A 21,813-nucleotide genomic window follows, 5' to 3' on the forward strand; every position below is an offset into this window, starting at 1 on the left:
CTGAATTTTGTCTTTGTCATGCTCCTTTCTTGTTTGAAAGGAGCATTGTTTATGAGTTTTCAAGAAAGCGTAGACTCGCCTTTAACTAAGTTACATATGCATAGTCCAAAACGACTTCTTCTTGTTGGGATAATTCTTGTAAGCGTTCTCGTAGCTGGTGTGCTACTCATGAGCGGGATCTTTGTCAATTCAAGTGGGGTCATAGTTGTTGATCATGAGGATTCATCCGATGTTCCTGCTGAACAGGAAAGATCTATGCCGGAAGAATCAGCTGAAACAGATGGAGCTACTGAAGACGCGCCGTCAAACAATGCCAAAACAGAAACTGACAAAAAGATTTGCGTACACGTAGAGGGTTGTGTTGTTAATCCTGGAGTGTATTGGCTCAGTGAATCATCACGTGTGGATGATGCGCTTATGGCTGCAGGAGGGGTAACTGAACAGGCTGCACCAGATGCAATTAATCGCGCAAGGTTATTGCAGGACGGGGAGCAGGTTGTGGTGTATAGCATAGAGGAAGTACAAGCAGGTTTATCTCAGGCTTCCTCACCTTCCATGCATGATGGGGGCAGCGCTTCTCGCACGCAAGCCCCACAGGCAAAAGTAAATATTAATACCGCTGATCAAGCTCTTCTTGAGACATTACCAGGAATAGGTGCGGCTACTGCTCAAAAAATAATCACTTATCGCGAACAGCAAGGAAGGTTTGCTTCCCCTGAAGATCTTAAAAATGTTTCCGGAATAGGTGAGAAAAAATATGAAGCGCTTGCTGACATCATAACGGTCTCGTGAAAATGAGCGCGTATGCCCATGTTTAAGAAGCGACAGTCGCATGAATCATTAGTTAGCAAAAATGACGTAGTTCGAACTCTGCCAACCCCATTGTTTCTCATGGCAATTGGCATGTGGGTGGTTAGCGCAAGTGCTTTGATGCTTTTGTTTCATATGTCGCATATTGTGCCGTTTTTGGTAGTCGGGGGACTTTTGATTGTAGTGGCTGGTTTAGCTCTAGCATGTAGTCTATCGCTGCATTTCGGCAGCATTCTTGCTGGTATGGGACTTGGATTGCTTGTAGCTTGCGTAGGGGCTCAGGCTTTATGGCAAGGTGAAACTGTACTTGCTCAAACTGATGGTATCCACGTATTTGAAGTGGTCGAAGATGGAAAGATTTCTGACTATGGTGCGCAGTGCGTAGCTCGTGTGATGGATGTAGAGGGAGCGCCTCGTGTGCAAGTGTATTTGCCACAAGATGTAAAACCCCCGTCGTTTGGAGAGAGATTTGAGGCATATGCTTGTTTTTCAAAAACACCTGAACAAAGTCGCATCTATGCACTTCAGCGAGGTATTGTTGGTCGCGCCAAGTGCTCAAGTTATGTATCCGCAGAGCCGCAAGGTGTTCTTGGAGTTATTACCTCAATTAGAGTTAAAGCGATAAAAGCTCTTTTATATACGAATGCAGACAATGACTGCAAAGGGGCAGAATCTGAGATCTTTCAGGAGGTTTCGGATGGTGCTGGGATTTGCACAGCTCTTTTATGCGGTTGGCGAAACAATGTATCCGAGGAGGTTAATCAGGCTTTTAAAACTACAGGACTTGCGCATGTTCTTGCGGTCTCGGGAGCTCATTTGAGCGTAATAGTGTCCATTTTCTCGTTAATTCTTAAACGAATTGCTCTTCCGCGTGTTTGCTCTGTGGTTATACAAATTGCACTCATGGCAATCTATGTCGTCTTTTCGGGATCATCGCCTTCAGTAATTCGTGCAGCTGTTATAGCAAGCATTGCTATATGCTCTTTCTTTGCTGCACGACGGGCCGTACCCCTTCAGGCATTAGGTATTTGTGTTATCGGTGCTCTTGTGTGCTCTCCTTCATCTGCATTATCGGTTTCATTTGCTCTTTCGGTTTTGGCAACATTGGGGATTCTTGTTTTTTCGCCTCTATGCAGAAGTTGGTTTGAATTTGCTTTGAGGGGGCGGTTTGTGTTGTTGATTGATGTGCTTAGTGTCTGCGCGGCAGCCAACATGGCAACGCTGCCTCTTGCAGCAGGGCTTTTCGCCCAAATTCCTCTCATTGGTGTGTTGTCGAATATCATCGTGAGTCCACTCTTTGCACCGCTGTGCACAATTTGCATGATTTGCTTGATTGTGGGTTTGGTATTTCCAGTTCTCGCTCCAATTGCCTTGTCTGGGGCGCAAAGCTTATGTGCGCTTTTCGGAAGTCTTGTGGTTGGCTTATCTTATATACCTGGAGGATGCATTGCTATTGATGTTCCTGTGGTGGAGATGCTTTTTGTTACAGGAGTATTCATGGCTGGGTTGTGGTTTTGGTGGCCTCAGCCTTCAGCTAAAAGCATTGCTTGTGTAGGCGTGCTTTTGGTGAGCTGGTGGCTTGGCATGACGCTTGTGCTTCCAACCCTTGCCTCAAAGATGGCTGGCGATGAGATAGTCATGCTTGACGTGGGGCAAGGTGACGCATTTTTACTTCGTTCTTCTGGTGTCACTCTGTTGATTGATACAGGAAATCAAGAAACCCTTCTCAAAGAGGCCATCGCTAAAAACCACCTTACTAAGCTTGATGCTGTTTTGATTACTCACGGGGATGATGATCATATGGGCTGTCTTGAATCTCTTGCAGGTTATGTTGAAATTGATCAGGTCTTGCTTGCTGAAGGAGTGAAATCATGTTCATGCGATAACTGCAAAGAGCTTTTGGATAGTGCCCGGTTGGTTGCTGGAAAAGATAACGTGGTATCTCTATCACAGGGAAATAAAATAGTAATTGGTGAGTTTGTTTGCGAAGTTATCTGGCCATCTCAATTTAGCGATGAAGGAGGAAATGCCGACAGTATTTGTTTGGACGTTGTACTTGATGCCAACCATGATGCTATACCAGAATTGAGAGCCCTCTTTACCGGAGATGCAGAGGCTGATGTTTTAAAGCAATTGATTGACGCTGACAGAATAGGAAAAGTTGATCTGTTAAAAGTTGGACATCATGGTTCAGCTCGCGCCCTTACCTCAGATGTCGTTGAAGAACTTTCGCCTCAAGTAGCGCTTATTGGCGTAGGATCGCACAATATTTATGGACATCCTCGGGAAGAGATTATTAACATCCTTGAAGAAGATGGGGTGAGTGTGTTTCGATCTGATCAAGATGGTGCGGTATCGTGTAAGATAGTAGGCGAAACAATGATGATAACTACACAAAACTAAGTGAGATTATGGCTGCGCAATCGAAACAATCAAAAAAAGAAACTCCTCTTTTGTCCGCTTATTTGGTGGTTGGGGAAGACGCGTTGAAGCGCGATCGCGTGATGACGAGGTTGCGTAAACGGCTTGAGGCAATGGGTGATCTTGCGTTTAATTCTGATACCTTTGATGGTCAAACCGCCAAAGGTTTAGATATTGTGAGTGCTTGCAAAACCATGCCTTTTGTAAGTGATATGCGTCTGGTAGAAGTTGAAAATGCCGAGAAACTCAAAAAGGAAGATGCCGAGGCAATAGTTTCCTATCTTAGTGCTCCATCTTCTACAACGGTATTGATTCTCATGGCCGAAAAACTGCCGAAGAATACTCGACTCTATAAAGCCGTGAGTGCACTTGCTCCCACTGCCATAATTGATTGTACGCCACCAAAACGATGGGAGTTACCTAAACTGGTGCGAGAGCTCGCTCAAGGCCATGGTGTCACCATTACTGATGGCGCGGCTGAGTTGCTTATTAGGCGTGTTGGAGAAGATACCGTTTATCTTGATAACGAGTTGAAAAAGCTCGCACTTGCGCATCGTGGTCTTGATCCTGTTAATGAAAATGAAGTACTTGAGATGGTGAGTCGCACCGTTGAGGTCAAGCCTTGGGAATTTGTTGATGCTTTTGCGGCGCGTAATGTTCGCAAGTGTATGTTGTGTCTAACACAAATGGAGTCTACTTCGTCACATGCTTTGCTTGCCATGTGTACCACCAGACTACGTGAACTTATTTGCGCTAAGTCTCTTGCTGATCGGTCAATGATTCAAGCATTGCCTGCAACCCTTGGGCTTCCTGATTGGCGCGTTAAAAACCATGCTCTATGGGCCCGTAATTTTACAGCAGAAGAACTGCGAGGAGCGCTTGTGCACGCGATGGATGCTGAGCGTCGCATGAAAAGCGGGGGAGACGAAGACGGTATCTTTGTGGAATGGGTACTTCGGTCTATCCGTAGGTAACTCGTTATGCAAATGCAAAGAAAAGACCTCGAAAACGAGGTCTTTTCTTACTTGATATGCGAACGGATCGCACGAAATAATGTAATTGCGTTTCAGCAGCTTATTCAGCAGCTTCTTCTGCGCCTTCCTCGGCACCAGCCTCTTCTTCAGCAGCAGCTGCAGCAGCGGCCTCAGCTTCAGCTTTGGCAGCCTCTTCAGCTTCCTTAGCTTTGCGAGCAGCAGCCTTTTCTTCTTCCTTCAGTTGCTTTTCGCGACGCTTTGCCTTCTCTTCAGAAGCAGCAGCCATAGCGGCAACGCGAGCTGCACGAGCTTCAGCCTTCTTAGAGCCGGTCTTTTGAGCCTTCTTCTCTGCCTTCTGATAAGCAGCGCGATCTGCGTCAGTAGCTACAGAATTTACAAGAAGCATGATGCCACTCTTGCGGTTAGCAGCTTGTTTCTTGTGAATAACACCTTTAGAAGCAGCCTTGTCCATAAGGCGGCAAGCCTCTTGAGCAAATGCGAATGCGGCAGCGCCGTCACCTGCAGCAACGGCGTCCTTTACACGACGAGTTGCAGTTTTGAGTTCTGATTTAACTGCACGATTGCGCATACGTGCTTTTTCGTTGGTGATGATGCGCTTCTTTTGGCTCTTGATATTTGCCATGGTGAAGATCCTCCATACTAAAAACGATATAACTCTTGTTAAAGGTATCAGGAGGAATTGACGCACATACAGACAACAATAAAGGCATGTGCGCAAAGATCTATCAGTAAAGCGCCTGATAGATGCGCATAAAAGGCAGCGGGATTTTTTGCCTTATAACCTCTAAGGTTGTCCGACGATTCGAATCGTATATTGCAGCCACGTCTGCCGATTCGGCAATGGAAATCCATTGCACGTCCGTTCCGTCGGATACACAATGCGATAGAATAACAAAAGATTTTATATCTGTGTGCGATAATTTCGTTAAAACATATAAGAAAGCGCATTTTGTGCAGGAATTTCATGAAAGATAAGGTATGACCGACCCAACACATATTCGTAATTTTTCAATCATTGCTCATATTGACCATGGTAAGTCCACATTGTCTGACCGCGTTCTTGAAATGACAGGAACCGTGGCTTCGCGCGATATGCAAGAGCAGCTGCTTGATTCTATGGATATCGAACGAGAACGTGGTATTACTATTAAAAGCCAGGCTGTTCGTGTGGAGTATACGGCTGATGACGGGGAAGTGTATCAACTGAATTTGATTGATACGCCTGGTCATGTGGACTTTACTTATGAAGTTTCGCGCTCGCTTGCAGCATGCGAAGGTGCTGTGTTGGTGGTTGACGCAACGCAAGGTGTGGAAGCTCAAACAGTTGCAAATGCTATGTTAGCCATGAATGCAAACCTTGAGATTATTCCACTCATCAATAAAATTGACTTGCCTGCAGCTGAGCCGGATTGCGTTCGCGCAGAAATTGAAGATGGTCTTGCATTGCCTGCTGATGATGCTGTATTGGCTTCAGGAAAAACAGGCGTTGGTGTGCATGATATGTTAGAGGCGGTTGTTTATAATATTCCAGCTCCTCAGGGAGATGCTGATGCACCCTTGCGCGCGCTAATCTTCGATTCATATTTTGATGCCTACCGAGGTGTTGTTGCGCTGGTTCGCGTTGTTGATGGTTCTATGAAAAAGGGCGACAAGATTCGCATGCTTGCCACCAATGCAGAGGCTTTAGTAGAAGAAGTAGGTGCTCGTAGACCAGCAGAAACTCCGTTGCCATCACTTTCTGTGGGCGAAGTAGGATATCTTGTCACAGGGCTGAAAGATGTAAGCCAAGTAAAGGTTGGTGACACAATCACCAGTGCTGTGGGAGGTGTTAATGAGCCACTTCCTGGGTATCGTGAAGTAAAGCCGATGGTTTTTACGGGGCTCTTTCCTATTGATGGAGATCAGTATGAGCCGTTAAAAGAAGCGCTTGAGAAGCTCTCGCTTAACGATCCGGCACTTATTTGGGAACCTGAAACATCACATGCATTAGGCTTTGGCTTTCGTGTCGGATTTTTGGGTCTTTTGCATATGGAGGTCATCAAAGAACGCCTCGAGCGAGAGTTCGGACTTGATCTCTTAGCTACAGCCCCGTCGGTTGAGTATCATATCTACAAAACCAACGGAGAGATGATTTCACTCCATTCGCCTCAAGAGATGCCTGATCCTGGTGAAATTGAGCGTGTGGAAGAACCGTACTTGAAGGCAAAAATTCTCATTCCTCCTGATTATGTTGGTGCGGTAATGGATCTTACCGTTCAGCGTCGCGGCACCTTTGTGACAATGAACTATCTTTCACCCACTACTGTTGAAATGCTTTGGGAGATTCCCTTGTCGGAGTTGATTATGGATTACTTTGACAAGCTGAAATCAAATACAAAGGGCTACGCTTCGCTTGATTATGAATTCGATGGGTATAAGCCGTCAAAACTAGTGAAGCTTGATATCTTACTCTCTGGAAAGCCTATTGACGCACTTTCGTTCATTGTTCATAGAGATAAGGCGTATGACCGCGGACGCGTATTATGTGACAAACTCAAAGAGATTATTCCTCGTCAGATGTTTGAAGTTCCTATTCAAGCGGCTATAGGTGGTCGAGTTTTAGCGCGTCAAACGGTAAAAGCCAAGAGAAAAGATGTTTTGGCTAAGTGCTACGGAGGCGATATTTCACGTAAGCGTAAGCTGCTTGAGAAGCAAAAAGCTGGTAAAAAGCGTATGAAGAGCATAGGAAATGTTGAAGTACCCCAAGAGGCATTCATGGCTATTTTGAAGGTTGACGAATAATCATGGCACCAAGAGCTAAATTTGATAAAGAATCCTATGATTGGCTTAATGATCCGTTTGACGAAAAGAAAATTGCCAAAGAGAGTGCTCAGCAAAAATCATCATCATTTGCAAAAGTCATGCTTATTGTCGGTTGCTTTGTAGTGATTGCTATTTTGGCGGGATTAGTATTGATGCTTGCTAGTTTAGCGGCATTGTAGGAGCGCTCATGACCAGCGTGATGAAGGGCGGAGGGCTCTTTGGTTCCTATCGAGTGATTTTGGCTCCGATGGCTGGCGTAAGTGATATTGCGTTTCGTTCTCTCTGTGTTGAACAGGGTGCAGATCTTGCTTTTACTGAAATGGTGAGTGCCAAGGGTCTTTCGTATGCCAATGAAAAAACGCGTCACTTACTAGATCTTGCTCCAGGTGAAACACGTGTAGGGGTGCAGCTTTTTGGTCATGAGCCACAAACGCTTGCAGACCAGGCTGCTTGGGTTGAACAAACGCTCGGTTCTTCGCTTGCTTATCTTGATATCAACATGGGTTGTCCTGCGCGCAAAATTGTGACAAAAGGCGATGGATCGGCTCTTATGAAAGATCCTTTATTGGCATCTCATATTGTTGAGGCGGTGGCATCTGCGGTAGAGCATCCGGTCACAGTTAAATTTCGTCGTGGGTATTATCAGGGTAAAGAAACTGCACCAGAGTTTGCGCGTGATATGCAACGAGCTGGAGCGGCTGCCATTACCGTTCATGGAAGATTTGCCGAGCAGATGTATCAGGGAAGTGCTGAGTGGGAAACTATTGCTCGTGTGAAAGATTGTGTTGATATTCCTGTAGTAGGAAATGGCGATATTACATCTGCTGACGATGCACTTGCTATGCTTGAACAAACAGGTTGCGATGCATTGATGATTGCACGTGCGGCGTGCGGAAATCCCTGGTTATTCGCTCAGATTCGCGCTGCTCTTGATGATAGGCCGCTTCCCGACGCGCCTACACTTGATGAGCGATTGGCATGCGCAAAACGCCATGCACGTCTTCTTGCTCAGCGTGAAGGCAAAAATGTTGTTCGTATGCGCAAGCATGCTATGTGGTATCTCGCGGGCCTACCTGGTGCTTCAGTTGCACGTGGACGAATCAATAGTTGTGTAACCGTAGAAGATTTCGATAGAGTTTTTGATGAGCTTGCCTTGTATGCGCTTGAGCATCCGCATCGTTAAAGAGGAGATTTTCTTATGCCGCATGAGCCGTATCGCGCGTTGTATCTTCATATTCCGTTTTGTGTGAAACGGTGCAACTATTGCGATTTTGCCACTCAAGCAATTGAGGCGGATTCACCGGTTATTGATGAATATATCGAACAGCTTGTTCTTCAAATAAGGCAAAAGGCAAAAGAAGGTGAGCTGGGGCACATAGAAACTATTTATCTTGGTGGCGGGACGCCAAGCTATATTGGATTATCTCGTTTGTCTATGCTGTTGTATACGCTTTCGTTATCACTTCGTCTTGAACCAGACGTAGAATGCAGTATGGAGGCTAATCCAGAAAGCGTAAATGAGCACCTCATACGCGATATATGGGCGCTTGGTGTGAATAGATTGTCACTGGGTGTACAAAGCTTTGATGATGACATACTCGCCCTTTTAGGAAGAGCCCATAGCGCACAAGATGCTGAACGCGCAATAATTTGCGCCCAAGAGCGATTTGATAATATCAGTATTGACCTTATGGCGGGAATTCCTGGTCAAAGTGATGAATCTTTTAAATCAAGCGTTGAAAGAGCTTTGGATTTAGGGGTTTCCCATATAAGCATTTATCCGCTTACCATTGAACAAAACACGCCGTTTTACCAGCAGCTCATACGAGGCAAACTTGCAGATACTGACGATGATGTGCAGGCGCACCATATGCAAATAGCAGAGAGGCTTTTGCAAGAGCACGGTTTTGAGCGTTATGAAGTGGCAAGTTATGCGAAACCGGGTTATGCGTGTAAGCACAATTGCGCATATTGGACTGGTGTGCCATATCTGGGACTTGGTGTTTCGGCAGCTACTATGACACAAAATGATTCGCGACGCATGCGAATACAGGATGGGCAGGTTACAGATGACCTGAACAGAGCGCAGATGTTTGCTGAAGATATCATGCTTGGAATGCGCATGAGTGCAGGCGTTTCAGATGGGTTAGTTGAACAAGCCGCAAGAGAGTTGCCAAAACTTACCGAGACTTTGACATCCCTTGTTCGCCGCGGTTTTATCGAGCATAGCAACAGCGCTTGGAAGCCCACTGAGATGGGATGGTTATGCGGAAATGAGCTCTATGGTGAAATTCTTGATCTTGCACCTGGTGATTTCTAAGAGATAAGATCGAAGTAAAACGCGAGGTTGACCGCGTAAAACACAACCATTCTAAAAGACAAGTATGTGAGAAGCATATGTTTTATGCATATGATTAGCACTCTAGCAGTGAGGCTGCTAAAATGAATTCTCAATAGAGTTATATTTGTATTTCAGGTATTAAGAAGGGGATGTCTCATGCTTTCAGATAGGCGGCAAAAAGTTCTTGCGGCACTTATCGAAGAGTATGTTGCACGTGCTTTACCTGTTGGATCAAGAACACTAACGGAGCGCTACCAACTTGGTGTGAGTCCTGCAACTGTTCGCAATGAGCTTTCTGTACTTGAAGATGGCGGCTATATTACTCAGCCACATACCTCTGCAGGGCGTATTCCAACTGATCATGGGTATCGTGCGTTTGTGGATAACTTGCTGCAGACTGATTTTGCTGCTGAGCTCAATGATGTGCGATACCAAAACGTTGCAGAAAATCTCCGTTCATGTGCAAACGAATTAGATACCTTATTAGAAAACACTTCATCGGCGCTAACTCGTCTGACTGATTGCTTAAGTATCGTCATGGCGCCTTCAATCTTGAAGTTGCGCATAAAACAGTTGACGTTAGTTTCTTTGTCTGCGTTTCATGCGCTTGTTGTTTTGGTAACTGAAGACGGCCAGGTACTGAATCGGCATATAGAGTTTGCTGAAGAAGTAACTGCAGAAGAATTATCATGCGTTCAGCATTTCTTAAATGATGTTTTTACCGGTAAATCGCTTCAAGAGATAGAAAGCGGACTCAGCGTTGGCATGGCTGAGGCATTTCGTGATCCCATTGTGCGGATTGCTCTTGATGAGGTGCTTGCATGTTTGCAGGAGGGCGAACAAGGACGCGCACACAGTCTCGGGGTAACTTCGCTTTTGCATCAACCCGAGTTTAGTCAAGCAAGCTCACTTTTGCCAGTTATGGAGATGCTTGAAGATGATACGGTGTTGCTTCAAATTCTTGATGACACCCTTGAGGAGAGCAACGGAGCTCCTGTAGTGCGCATTGGAAGAGAAAACGCATCGGAGCAACTTGCGGGGGTCTCAGTGGTTGCTGGCACTTATGGACGTGGCGATGCGATGGGCGTTGTGGCGGTTGTTGGACCGACTCGTATGGATTATTCGCGTGTGATAAAAGCGGTAAAACTTGCAACGTCAGCTCTTGATGAATAAAGGTAGAAGGAAAATAATTCATGGCTAAAGATTTATACGCAGTATTAGGTGTAGACCGAAATGCAAGTGAAGATGAAATCAAGAAGGCGTTTCGTCGTCATGCACGTGAGCTGCATCCTGATGTGAATAAAGCCGAAGATGCAGAAGATCAGTTCAAAGAGCTTAATGAAGCATACGATGTTTTGTCTGATTCGCAAAAGCGCGCACAATACGATAGGTTTGGCACAATACCAGGGGCTGCTTCAGCTGGCGGAGGATATGGCGGCAGTGGCTACGTTGACTTTGAAGATCTCTTTGGCGGCGGTTTCGGCGGTATGGGTGATATCTTTAGCTCGTTTTTTGGCGGAATGGGCAATACCGGTCGTACGCAAATGCGAACCGAAGGCAGAGATATGGGCGTTGGCCTTCGGTTAACGCTTGAAGAGATTGCTCGTGGTGTTGATAAAGAAATTGTCTACGATAGACTTTCTCCGTGTCCGGATTGTGGCGGCAGTGGTTTAGCCGAGGATGGCAAAGAGGTTACGTGTCCGAAGTGTAATGGACAAGGTCGTGTTGTTACGGTGCAGCGTACCTTCTTGGGAGACATGCAAACAGCTACAACTTGTCCAGAGTGTGGGGGCGGCGGTAAGGTTATTGAGAACCCTTGTCCTGAATGCGAAGGCCAAGGTAGAGTGCCTGATAGGCAACATGTTACCGTTGAGGTTCCTGCAGGAATAAAAGATGGTCAGCAGTTGCGTATTTCAGGCTTTGGTGAGGCTGGTTTGCGTGGCGCACGTGCAGGAGATTTGATTGTAACCTGCCGCATTCAACCACATGAGTTTTTTAAGCGCGAAGGAGACGCGCTGCATGCGCGCGCCAATGTATCTATGGTCCAAGCTGCTCTTGGTGCAGACATTGAGCTTGATGGTATATTGCCTGATGAAAAAGTAAGTGTACATATTCCTGAAGGATGCCAAAATGATGAGGTTATTCGCGTAAAAGGTTTTGGTATGCCGAAGTTTAGAAGCGATGGGCGCGGAGATATGTATGTCCATGTCAATGTGGTTATCCCCAAGAAGCTTTCCAAAAAACAGCGGGAGCTATTAGAAGAGTTAGCTGAAGAGATGGGAGAAGAGGTAGCAGACGTGCGTTCTCCCCTCCAAAAGCTCAAAGATGTCTTTAATCAATAGGGGCATGTATGTCACTTCCACACTTCTATCTCACTAAGCAAATTATTTCAGCTGAGCAGTGTGAAGAGTTTGTCTTGCGCCTTGACGAGGATGATCTTAAGCATGCGCGTGTTTTGCGTCTTAGCCCAAAGGAACATATTGCGGTAGTAGATGCTCAAAATGACTATTTTGAATGTGAGATTGTGTCTTTTGATGCAGGCTATCCCACAGTAAGGATCGCTCAGCATTTAGATGAGTGTATTGATGAGCCAGTTGTCGTGCTTGTCCAAGGGCTTGCTAAGGGCGACAAAATGGAATCAATTATTCGCCATGCTACAGAAGTTGGGGTCAGTGCTTTTATCCCTTTTGCGTGCGAACGTGCAATCGTTAAACTTGATGGCAAAAAGGCACAAGCAAAGCAAAAACGCTGGGAGGCAATAGCAAAAAGTGCTGCTATGCAATCAGGGCGTAGATATATTCCTGAAATTGCTCAACCGCTTGGGATTCATGAGGTTAGTGAGCTGATAAAAAACGCTCATGCCGTATTGATTTGCTGGGAAGAAGCACCTGGCACGGCAAAACTTGCTCGTGCACTAAATGATGCCTTAATAGCAAATAAGACAAGCGCTCAAGATGCTCGCGTTGTGGTCGTTGTTGGACCTGAGGGAGGATTAACACAAGCCGAAGTCGATGAACTTTTGGCTGCAAATAAGTATGCTTCATTAGTTACACTTGGCCCCACTATTCTGCGCACTGAAACCGCCGGCGTAGTGGCACCAGCGCTTGTTTTACATGAGTTGCGTCGTTGATATCAAGGTTATGCTTAATTGGAGACGTGCTTCATGAAATTTTGCATTATTAATCTGGGCTGCAAGGTCAACAAAGTTGAATCTGATTCATTCGCTGCAGCATTACTAGCGCAGGGGCATCAGGCAAGTGAACTTGCTGAAGCAGAACTTGTCATCATTAATACTTGTACCGTTACTGGTGAAGCTGAAAAGAAAACGCGTAAAACAACTCGACAGGCACTCACACGTGCTCCTCAAGCTCGTGTCATTGTTACAGGATGCGCTGCAGCTCTTCATGCCGAGACCTTTAGTTCTATGGACAAACGAGTAGAAGTTGTTGAAAAGTCGCGTCTTTTTGAACTGCTTCAGCAGCAAAACAATGTGTGGCTTGCCAACAAGGGGTTTCGGACACGCGTTGGAGTGAAAGTACAAGATGGGTGTAATAATGCGTGCACTTATTGTATTGTTCATGTGGCGCGAGGTCGAGCAACAAGCATATCCGCTAACCATATAGTGCGTGAGTGCAAGGCGCTTGCTGAAGCTGGTGTTAAAGAGATTGTCCTAACAGGAATTAATCTTGGTTCCTATTACGATGATACTTTTGATACAACGTCCCCTTTAACACTTGCTGGATTGCTTCATCTCTTGCTTGATGAAACAAAGGATATACACAATGATGACGAACCTCCCGTTCGCTTTCGTGTCTCAAGTATTGAACCTAAAGACGTTGATGAAGCATTTATCGATCTATTAGCTTCTTCGCAGGGACGAATTTGCCGGCATCTGCATCTTCCGCTTCAATCAGGAAGTTCTAAGGTACTCAAGGAGATGGCGCGACCTTACGACGCTGCATATTTTGCTGCTTTGGTTGAGAAACTCTATGCGCGTGTGCCGCAGTTATCGCTTTCTACTGACATCATTGTTGGTTTTCCAGGTGAAACGGATCAAGAGTTTGAAGAGACCTGTGAATTGGCGCGCGTATGTCGTTTCTCAAAAATTCATGTATTTCCCTATTCAAAGCGTGAAGGAACTCCTGCAGCTCAGCGTTTAGATCAAATTGATCCTGAAGTAAAAGCAGTTCGAGCAGCGCAATTAAGAGATATTGCACAACAGCTTCGTCAAGAAGATTTTAAGCGTCGTTTAAATGGTTCAGAGTGGGTGCTGATTGAAGAAGGTGGAATCGGCATGACTGAGAGCTACCATGAAGTTGCCCTTAAACGAGAGTATGTAAGCGGTAAGTTGGTATATGTATCACTTGCTGATGAAATTGATGAGTAGTGTGGTTGGTAAAAACCCTGTATCAAATGAAGGGGATTACATAAGGCACGTGATACAATTTCTTCATGACAGATAAGACACAGATAACACTCACTGTTCCTGATAGCGTCAACATGGCGCTTATTGTTGGTCATGCTGATGAGCTTTTGCATATTATTCAAGATATGTTTCATGCGCGCATCACCATACGAGGAAATTCAATAATTCTTGAAGGAGATCCTCTAGAGGTTCAATCTCTTACGGCGCTTTTTTCCGACCTGATTAAGGTGGTAGAGGCAGGAGAGGTGCCAAATTCAGATTATGTTCGTCATGCAATTGATTTGTTGCGTACGGCTGAGTTTTCACCTCAAACCCTTCGCGAAGATATTCTTTTAACCTATCGAGGACGTGCAATACGCCCAAAAACAGCAGGCCAAAAAGCATATGTAGATGCTATTCGCGATAACACGATCACATTTGGCATTGGTCCAGCTGGTACAGGAAAAACCTATCTTGCTATGGCAATGGCCGTTGCTGCACTTAAGCGTAAAGAGGTTGGTCGCATTATCCTTACGCGTCCTGTGGTAGAAGCAGGAGAGAGTCTTGGCTTTTTGCCTGGAACACTCACGGAAAAGATTGATCCATATATTCGACCGCTCTATGACGCTCTCTTTGATATGACTGACATGGAGCGCGCAAATCAGCTCATTGAAAGTGGCATTATTGAGATTGCGCCGCTCGCTTTCATGCGGGGACGTACACTTAACGACAGTTTTATTATTTTAGATGAAGCACAAAACACTACTCCTGAGCAGCTTAAGATGTTTTTAACGCGTCTCGGTTTTGGTTCAAAAATGGTCATTACAGGAGACATAACACAGCTTGATTTACCCCATGGGATTTCTGGTTTAAAAGGTGTCCGTGATATCTTGTCAGGGGTACATGACATAGCTTTTTGTGAGTTTAGCGGAAAAGATGTCGTTCGACATTCATTGGTGGCTGCCATTGTTGCGGCATATGATCGCGCGGTGGCGAAAGGGTAATTATGGACATTTTAGTAACCTATGAGACACACAAAGAAGATTTAGAGCGGTTGCCCATTTACGAGCTGACCCAGTTTGTTCTCTCTCAAGAATCTCAACCAGAGAATACTGAGGTTTCAGTAAGTTTTGTTACCGACGAGGTAATTGCTCAGCTCAATGAGAAGTATCGTCAAAAAGAAGGACCTACTGATGTGTTGTCTTTTGAATGCGATGGCGTTCAAGATGATTCAGAGATTCCTGTGCTAAATGATGAGGTTTTTGAGCTCGGTGATGTTGTGATTGCGCCTGAAGTTGCAATACGACAATCATATGAATTCGGAACGACATTTGAAGAAGAGATCAGCCTTTTGCTTGTTCATGGTCTTTTGCATTTATGCGGCTATGATCATATTGAGGATGCGGATGCTGAGGTTATGGAAGGTCGCGAAGCACAGATCTTATCTGCTTGGTCAAACCGCTAGAAAGCGTCGCGGCATATGAATCCTCAAGAGAATCCACCACAACCAAAAGAAGATTTTTCTTCGCATTTTGTACGAAATTCACGTTCAAAAAGCCAAAAGAGTTCTTTTTCTTTAAAGTGTGCATTTGGGTGTGCTGCAGCTGGTTTTTTGTATGCTCTCAAAACGCAACGGAATATGAAGATCCATCTTGTTGTCTTGGTTGCCGTGGTGCTATTAGGTGTTGGCTTTCAAATTGAGGCATCATCTTGGCTGGCAATTGTGCTGAGTTGTGCGCTCGTGATTGGTGCTGAGTGCGTGAATACCGCATTGGAGTCATTGGTGGATTTAGTTTCGCCTGAGTATCATGAATTGGCGAAGCATACCAAAGATTGTGCCGCTGGTGCGGTGCTTGTATGTGCACTTGGTGCAGTGGCTGTTGGCTTTATTATTTTTGCTCCGCATGTCTTAGCATTAATATGATCACGTTTTACGCTTTTTGAAGGACCCTCAATGGATTTAGATTATTTATTACATACTGCTTATCAACCTGAGCCTGATGATTTTAAATCAGGCTTTGTGACGCTTATAGGGCGTCCAAATGCGGGAAAATCAACACTTTTAAACGCTCTTATGGGTCAAAAGATTGCTATCACTTCTGATACTGCGCAAACGACACGACATCGTTTTCGTGCTGTTTTGACGAAAGAGGACTATCAGCTTGTCATCATTGATACTCCTGGTCTTCACAAGCCCCATGATGTCTTAGGTGAAGAGCTTAATACTTCAGCGCTTAAAGCACTGGAAGATGTCGATGTGGTTGCCATGCTTATTGATGCTTCAGCTGAGGTAGGCAAAGGGGATGTGTGGGTAGCTGAGCAACTTGACCATATATCTGCAAAGAAACTCTGTGTTCTGTCCAAGGTGGATCTCGTTTCGCCGGAGCAACTAGATAAACAGCGAAGAGCTGCAGAGCGTCTTTGTTCGTGGGATGCTATGGTTGGACTTTCTTCGGTGACCGGCAAAAACCTTGATGCATTTCTTGAAGAGGTTGTATTTCTGCTTCCTTATGGACCGAAATGGTTCCCAGATGATATGCAAACAGATCAACCCATTGAAGTAATTGTTGCTGAGTTTATTCGAGAAAAGATCCTTCGCACTTGTACCGATGAGGTGCCTCATGCTATCGGTGTGCAAGTTGAAGAGATGGAATACATACGAAAAAAGGATCTTTATCGGATATATGCGATTGTCTATGTGGAGCGCGATAGTCAAAAAGGTATCATTATTGGTAAACAAGGTGCACTTCTCAAGCGCATAGGAACAGAAGCGCGTCAAGATCTTGAACAGCTTTTGGGTTGTAAAGTTTTTTTGGATCTACGCGTTAAGGTTAAAAAGAATTGGCGTCGTGATGCAAATCAGATCCGTCGCTTCGGTTATGGCGAAGGCGCCTAGTTATCAGCTACAATAGGGTGAACTCATATTGACAAGGAGATAGTTGCATGATTTGCCCGCAATGCCATACGGAAAATCGTCCTGGCGCAAAATACTGTAATGAATGTGGATTGCCGCTTCCGCAAGACAATGCGAGCGCACTTGATGCGACGCAAACGTTTGATGTTTTAAATCTTGACGAAGAGACGTCTGCCGAATCATCTTGCGATGAAGCTTGTGATGTGCAAGACAATGCCACAGAAGAAAAGCAAGCTCATTTTGAGGAGGAAGACAGTATTGAAAGCAATAGTGTTGCTCCTGAAAATGATAATGCGGACGAAGACGAAGTGCTGGGCCAGAAAACGACTGAATCCGAAAACAACAATGAGGAAAATTCAGCTGCTTATAACGATGCTGACCTCACAGCATTTATACCGGTTAAAGCTAAGCAGCCACATACGAGAGATTTATCGGGATTAGATGAGTGTCTGGTAGATTCTAGTTATATGCCGCCTCAGCCGCCGGCTTGGCGTAGCGGTGATACCGTTGAAATGCCGCGCATTGATGAAACTCAAGTTAAACAACGTGAGTATAAAGCACCGGACGTCTCTCAAAAGAAGAGCAAAAAGGGCAAAATTGGCGCAATTATTGTTGTTGTATTGGCACTTGCAGTTGTATTAGCGCTTGCTATTACGCATCAGATGGAGATGTGGGGTGGCAAGAGTGTGCCTGATGTGGTTGGTATGACGCAATCAGATGCAGAGTATGTGTTGGACTCAAAAGGATTTGCCTACAACATTGCTACTGAGCCTTCTGATGAGGCTGAGGGTCTTGTTTTGAGAACCGATCCAGGGGCAGGGTCACGCGAAGAAGGCAATCTCAATATCACCATGTACATTTCAACGGCTCGTTATCTTCCAGACGTTGCAGGACTTGCACGTGATGAGGCAGTTGCAAAGCTCAAAGAAGACGGCTTTGAAAATATAGAGTTTGCATCTGAGCGCTCAAATGCTCATGAGGGTCTCGTTTTGTCAATGTCGCCCGAGCCTGATGCTCGCGCACTCTCAACTGATGCAATTACCTTAACTATCGCTGAGCCATTTACTGTACCTGATGTGGTGGGTATGGCTGCGGCTGATGCTACACAAGAACTTGAAGTTGATGGATACATGGTTTCGGTAACGTATACCTATGACGAAAACGCAGAAGACGGAACCGTATTAAGCTCTGATCCTGAAGCGCAAACGAAGCTTGCCTCTGGCGAGACAGTTACTATTAATGTTTCAAAATCACGTGCTATTGAGCTAGAGCAGCTTACGCGTTCTTGGCTTGAAGGTCTTGCTGCAAGTGGTGAACCCTTAGATGTGGATACCGCCCACTATGTTGTGCAGTCGGTTGATGATGTTGCATATCAAGGTGATGATAAAACTTCATTTGTGATTACAGGTTATCTCACCTATACCGCACCTGATGGTGAAACTATTACCGGTGAATCGCGCACCATTTCTGGCATCATCGAGTGGACACCTGACAACTATACTAAGACCATATCGGCTCAGCAAAACTAAGGAAGTATGTGGCTTCGCCAACTTACAGATGCCGTGGCATAGTATTAAAGAAGACCAAGCTTGGTGAAAGCGATTTGATTTTGGCGCTCTTAGCTGAAAATGGAGCGCAAGTTCGTGCGGTTGCTAAAGGCGCTCGAAAACCAGGATCCTTTGCTGCACGATTGGAGCTCTACTCTTGCGTAGATCTCTTGATTGTTCAAGGCAAGAGCCTCGATATTATTAAAGAGGTGCGTATTGTCAACAGCAATGAAAACATACGCACCTCACTTGAGCGAACTACTTGTGCTTCGGTTATGGCTGAGCTTTTAGAGAAGGTTACGCATGTGGGTCTTGAGCATGATCGCCTTTTCCCGCTCTCGCAAAAGGCATTCGAATGCCTTGGTCAGTGCACTCCTGATCAAGTAATTGCTGTAATGGATGCACACGTTCTAAAGGTTATAAGCTTGTGTGGCTTTAAACCAACTTTTGACTCCTGTGTTTTATGCGGATTGCCTGTCTTATCTGATGAGGTGCATAATCAACCATTTTGTGATCTTGCCATACTTGATGGGGGAGTTGTTTGTTCTTCATGCGTGGCAGAGGTAGAGAGCATTCATGTGTCACGTGTAACACTTCAATGGTGCCACTATTTGCTTATGTCTACGTTTGAGCAAATTGCAGATACGCCAATAGATCAAGCTGAAGCTTTTGCGGTTGCTCGGGTTTGTCAGAGTTGGATTTTGACTCATATAGGCATCAAATTAAAGGCACTAAACTTTTTGTTTACCACTCAGATCTTTTAGGAAGAGAGTTTTTGGTAGGCTTAAGAGGTGTTTGAGAGGAGATAGAGATGTATACCTACAAAACTAAAGGAGTGTGTTCACGCTCTATTACTGTCGATGTTAATGATGGCGTGGCAACACACATTTCTTTTGAAGGTGGTTGCGATGGCAACCTTAAGGCAATTTCAAAACTGTGCACAGGTAAGCCAGTTGACGAAATTGTTGAAATCCTTGAGGGAAATACTTGTGGTTCAAGACAGACTTCCTGCGCTGATCAATTGACCCGCGCACTCAAAGAAGCGCAAAGTCAGCTTTAAATGTCTCGTCGAAATCCGGATGGTTGTTAATGTGACTATTTCGGATTACCCCTGTTTGTTGTCCTTATGATTTTCTTAAAGGGTTATGCAATGAACAACGCATGGCTGTTTCGTAGGTAGAATGCTTCTGTGTGATAAATTGTATGATGCTATAGGAGAAGTCCGTGGAGTCGTTTGGGCATATTGCTGTTTGTGATGATGATCAGGCAATTGCAAATTTGGTTAGTCAATTGTTATTGGAAAATGGCTGGGAAGTTTCAACTTTCTACCTTGCAAAGGATTTGTTGAAAGCTTCTCAGCAGCAATCGTTTGATCTGGTGCTTTTAGACATTATGATGCCTGGTATTGATGGTTTTGACTGCTGTCGACAGCTTCGCAAACACTCTGATGTCCCCATAGTCTTTTTGAGTGCAAAAGATGAAGAAGTTGACAAGGTTGTCGGATTTGAGCTGGGTGCTGATGATTATATCGTCAAGCCATTTAAACCTCGTGAACTTATTGCCCGAGTCAAAGCTCGCCTAAGGCGCACCGTTGCTTTAGAGGTTTCCTCACCCGATGCTCCGCTTGAGGCGCTTGGTATTGTGCTAGACAAGCGTGCTCATACTGTTACGCTATTTGATCAGCCGGTATTATTAACCCCAATAGAATTTGATATTCTTGCTCAGCTGATGCAAGAGAGTGGTCGACCGGTTGCATCACACGCGCTTTATGAGCAGGTGTGGAATGAAGATGCAAATGCGCAAAGCAACAATACGGTTATGGTGCATATTCGCCATATAAGAAAAAAGTTAGCTGCTATAGATTCTTCCCAAGAATTCATTGAGACGGTATGGGGCGTTGGATATAAGCTTGGATAGGGAGAATCTTGTGGACGATAATTATTTAGATCCCATAAGAAAGCAGCAAACTGAAAAACTTTCACGCTCTATTCTTTGGCGAACTATTGTTGCAGCTTGTGTATTTTCTTTTATATACGCAGTGCTTGTTTTTGTGTATAGGGCAACTCTTTCTGAGGTGGTATGGCGTATAGCTTATGCATTGGCGGATGACAATTACGTTGTTGCTGGCATGGTGCAACTTGCCTGTTATCTCTTGTTAGTCATTGGGTTCTTGGTTGGATTAGCTATCATTATCCGATGCGGTATTAATCATGCGCTTTCTTGTTTTGATTTATTGTTTGGTTCAATTATTGATATTGTCTCTCATGATACCTCTTCTATTGTCTTGCCAAAGGAAATGGAAGAGACTGCTGCAGTATTGTCTATGGTTAAAGCAGATGCAGAACACAATGAACGCGCAGCAAAGGCTGCAGAGCAGCGAAAAGATGAACTCGTTATATATCTAGCGCATGATTTAAAAACACCTTTAACATCAATTATTGGCTACCTTACACTTTTAGAAGAATCACCTGATTTGCCAGCAGAGGTTCGTGCGCGATATGTCGGAATTACCCTTGAAAAGGCATATCGTCTTGAAACACTCCTCTCTGATTTTTTTGAAATAACACGCTACAACATTCAAAACATCCCTCTTGATCGCTCGATATTTGATGGTGTGCTTTTCGTAAACCAAGTGATAGACGGGCTTTATCCCTTAGCGGAAGACAACTCAGTGGAGTTTCGCTATGTTGGTCCTGATGAGCTTCAGGTGAGCGCTGATGCTTCGCAAATTGCACGAGCTTTAAACAACGTGGTTAAAAATGCTGTGATGTATGCGAAACCAAAGAGTGAAATTATTCTCACAACTTCTCGAGTTATTGATGTAAGGAATACTTGTTGGTGGCAAGTGACGGTACAAAATCAAGGTCATGAAATAGCTCCAGAACACCTTGAACATATTTTCGAACGTTTTTATCGCGGAGATACCGCTCGAAGCTCTCTAGGCAGCAGTGGATCCGGTTTGGGTTTGGCTATTGCAAAAGAAATTATTCAGGCACATGGGGGAGATATTTGTGCTATGAGTGAAGCAGGACTTACCACTTTTACCCTCTGGATACCGCAAGATAATTTTACTGAATGTGGTTAAAGTATGACTAGATAAGAGCGCTCTTGCTCTCGTAGAAGATTCTCTATAGAATATACAGGCTGCTTAAAAGCAGATTACGTTTTACTTGGTATGTATGACACCACATATCTACTCAGTACAACGTAAAAGGTGAGACGCTTCTGTATAAGGAGCTCGGAAGTTTGCAGGTTGTCCTGCATGAAAGGTGGAACAATGGCAGATAAGCTCAGCATCAGCCCAGAGCGCACGGCTGAATTGGTGAAAGAGTTTGGTAAGAGCGAGCATGACTCCGGTAGCCCTGAGGTACAGGTTGCAATTTTGTCTGAGCGCATTCGCAATCTGACTGAGCACTTGAAGGTGCACAAGAAAGACAATCACACCCGCCGCGGTTTGATGATGCTTATTGGTAAGCGTCGTGGTCTTCTGAAGTACATCAAGAATCGTGACATTGACGAGTATCGTGCACTTATCAAGAAACTTGGTATTCGCGATAACATCTAAGTTACAAAAGCCC

Annotated in this window: 22 protein-coding genes; 21 read left to right on the plus strand and 1 reads right to left on the minus strand. The window is 44.9% G+C overall.

What is annotated here, in order from left to right:
- The first annotated feature begins 51 nt into the window (after nucleotides 1-51).
- From NFR28_RS05970 to holA, 3 genes are read left to right on the plus strand one after another with little or no spacing between them, the layout of a single operon-like run.
- Entirely contained in the window at nucleotides 52-792 is a 741-nt protein-coding gene (locus NFR28_RS05970) for a ComEA family DNA-binding protein (RefSeq protein ID WP_251178922.1), read from the plus strand.
- A 12-nt stretch (nucleotides 793-804) separates the two neighbouring features.
- The gene (locus tag NFR28_RS05975; protein ID WP_251178923.1) at nucleotides 805-3,213 is read left to right on the plus strand and encodes a DNA internalization-related competence protein ComEC/Rec2; all 2,409 of its coding nucleotides are present in this window, start codon (nucleotides 805-807) and stop codon (nucleotides 3,211-3,213) included.
- An 8-nt stretch (nucleotides 3,214-3,221) separates the two neighbouring features.
- On the plus strand, nucleotides 3,222-4,205 hold the full coding sequence (holA, locus tag NFR28_RS05980) for a DNA polymerase III subunit delta (protein ID WP_251178924.1): 984 nt from the start codon (nucleotides 3,222-3,224) through the stop codon (nucleotides 4,203-4,205).
- A gap of 100 nt (nucleotides 4,206-4,305) precedes the next feature.
- Here holA and rpsT read toward each other — a convergent pair whose 3' ends face one another.
- Entirely contained in the window at nucleotides 4,306-4,848 is a 543-nt protein-coding gene (gene rpsT, locus NFR28_RS05985) for a 30S ribosomal protein S20 (RefSeq protein WP_251178925.1), read from the minus strand.
- A 356-nt stretch (nucleotides 4,849-5,204) separates the two neighbouring features.
- Between rpsT and lepA the strand changes: the two genes are divergently transcribed.
- The 18 genes from lepA (at nucleotide 5,205) to rpsO (ending at nucleotide 21,800) form a co-directional block, all read left to right on the plus strand.
- A complete protein-coding gene (gene lepA, locus NFR28_RS05990) occupies nucleotides 5,205-7,007 on the plus strand; it encodes a translation elongation factor 4 (protein ID WP_251178926.1) in 1,803 nt (600 codons plus the stop codon).
- Between the two features lie 2 nt (nucleotides 7,008-7,009).
- Nucleotides 7,010-7,207, plus strand: coding sequence for a hypothetical protein (locus NFR28_RS05995; protein WP_251178927.1), 198 nt, complete (start codon nucleotides 7,010-7,012; stop codon nucleotides 7,205-7,207).
- An 8-nt stretch (nucleotides 7,208-7,215) separates the two neighbouring features.
- Nucleotides 7,216-8,211 (plus strand): tRNA dihydrouridine synthase DusB, encoded by a 996-nt coding sequence (gene dusB / locus NFR28_RS06000; RefSeq protein WP_251178928.1) that lies wholly within the window; start codon nucleotides 7,216-7,218, stop codon nucleotides 8,209-8,211.
- 15 nt (nucleotides 8,212-8,226) lie between these two features.
- A complete protein-coding gene (gene hemW / locus NFR28_RS06005) occupies nucleotides 8,227-9,348 on the plus strand; it encodes a radical SAM family heme chaperone HemW (protein ID WP_251178929.1) in 1,122 nt (373 codons plus the stop codon).
- 177 nt (nucleotides 9,349-9,525) lie between these two features.
- Nucleotides 9,526-10,542, plus strand: coding sequence for a heat-inducible transcriptional repressor HrcA (gene hrcA, locus NFR28_RS06010; RefSeq protein WP_251178930.1), 1,017 nt, complete (start codon nucleotides 9,526-9,528; stop codon nucleotides 10,540-10,542).
- Between the two features lie 20 nt (nucleotides 10,543-10,562).
- Nucleotides 10,563-11,711 (plus strand): molecular chaperone DnaJ, encoded by a 1,149-nt coding sequence (gene dnaJ / locus NFR28_RS06015; RefSeq protein WP_251178931.1) that lies wholly within the window; start codon nucleotides 10,563-10,565, stop codon nucleotides 11,709-11,711.
- 8 nt (nucleotides 11,712-11,719) lie between these two features.
- The gene (locus NFR28_RS06020; protein WP_251178932.1) at nucleotides 11,720-12,499 is read left to right on the plus strand and encodes an RsmE family RNA methyltransferase; all 780 of its coding nucleotides are present in this window, start codon (nucleotides 11,720-11,722) and stop codon (nucleotides 12,497-12,499) included.
- 33 nt (nucleotides 12,500-12,532) lie between these two features.
- Nucleotides 12,533-13,756: a MiaB/RimO family radical SAM methylthiotransferase gene (locus NFR28_RS06025; protein WP_251178933.1), complete on the plus strand. Its 1,224-nt coding sequence runs from the start codon at nucleotides 12,533-12,535 to the stop codon at nucleotides 13,754-13,756.
- 65 nt (nucleotides 13,757-13,821) lie between these two features.
- On the plus strand, nucleotides 13,822-14,778 hold the full coding sequence (locus tag NFR28_RS06030; RefSeq protein ID WP_251178934.1) for a PhoH family protein: 957 nt from the start codon (nucleotides 13,822-13,824) through the stop codon (nucleotides 14,776-14,778).
- Nucleotides 14,779-14,780: 2 nt separating this feature from the next.
- Nucleotides 14,781-15,239 (plus strand): rRNA maturation RNase YbeY, encoded by a 459-nt coding sequence (gene ybeY / locus NFR28_RS06035; RefSeq protein WP_251178935.1) that lies wholly within the window; start codon nucleotides 14,781-14,783, stop codon nucleotides 15,237-15,239.
- A gap of 15 nt (nucleotides 15,240-15,254) precedes the next feature.
- Nucleotides 15,255-15,698: a diacylglycerol kinase family protein gene (locus NFR28_RS08875; RefSeq protein ID WP_275556968.1), complete on the plus strand. Its 444-nt coding sequence runs from the start codon at nucleotides 15,255-15,257 to the stop codon at nucleotides 15,696-15,698.
- A gap of 30 nt (nucleotides 15,699-15,728) precedes the next feature.
- Complete coding sequence (era, locus tag NFR28_RS06045) at nucleotides 15,729-16,670, plus strand: GTPase Era (RefSeq protein WP_251178937.1); 942 nt, start codon at nucleotides 15,729-15,731, stop codon at nucleotides 16,668-16,670.
- Nucleotides 16,671-16,717: 47 nt separating this feature from the next.
- Complete coding sequence (locus tag NFR28_RS06050; protein ID WP_251178938.1) at nucleotides 16,718-18,217, plus strand: PASTA domain-containing protein; 1,500 nt, start codon at nucleotides 16,718-16,720, stop codon at nucleotides 18,215-18,217.
- An 8-nt stretch (nucleotides 18,218-18,225) separates the two neighbouring features.
- Nucleotides 18,226-18,999: a DNA repair protein RecO gene (gene recO, locus NFR28_RS06055; protein WP_251178939.1), complete on the plus strand. Its 774-nt coding sequence runs from the start codon at nucleotides 18,226-18,228 to the stop codon at nucleotides 18,997-18,999.
- A 47-nt stretch (nucleotides 19,000-19,046) separates the two neighbouring features.
- Nucleotides 19,047-19,295: a TIGR03905 family TSCPD domain-containing protein gene (locus NFR28_RS06060; protein WP_251178940.1), complete on the plus strand. Its 249-nt coding sequence runs from the start codon at nucleotides 19,047-19,049 to the stop codon at nucleotides 19,293-19,295.
- 164 nt (nucleotides 19,296-19,459) lie between these two features.
- Entirely contained in the window at nucleotides 19,460-20,152 is a 693-nt protein-coding gene (locus NFR28_RS06065; protein WP_251178941.1) for a response regulator transcription factor, read from the plus strand.
- A 10-nt stretch (nucleotides 20,153-20,162) separates the two neighbouring features.
- On the plus strand, nucleotides 20,163-21,320 hold the full coding sequence (locus tag NFR28_RS06070) for a sensor histidine kinase (protein ID WP_251178942.1): 1,158 nt from the start codon (nucleotides 20,163-20,165) through the stop codon (nucleotides 21,318-21,320).
- 192 nt (nucleotides 21,321-21,512) lie between these two features.
- Nucleotides 21,513-21,800 (plus strand): 30S ribosomal protein S15, encoded by a 288-nt coding sequence (rpsO, locus tag NFR28_RS06075; RefSeq protein WP_251178943.1) that lies wholly within the window; start codon nucleotides 21,513-21,515, stop codon nucleotides 21,798-21,800.
- Nucleotides 21,801-21,813: the final 13 nt, after the last annotated feature.

It is taken from the genome of Adlercreutzia agrestimuris, assembly GCF_943193125.1.
Taxonomy (GTDB): domain Bacteria; phylum Actinomycetota; class Coriobacteriia; order Coriobacteriales; family Eggerthellaceae; genus Xiamenia; species Xiamenia agrestimuris.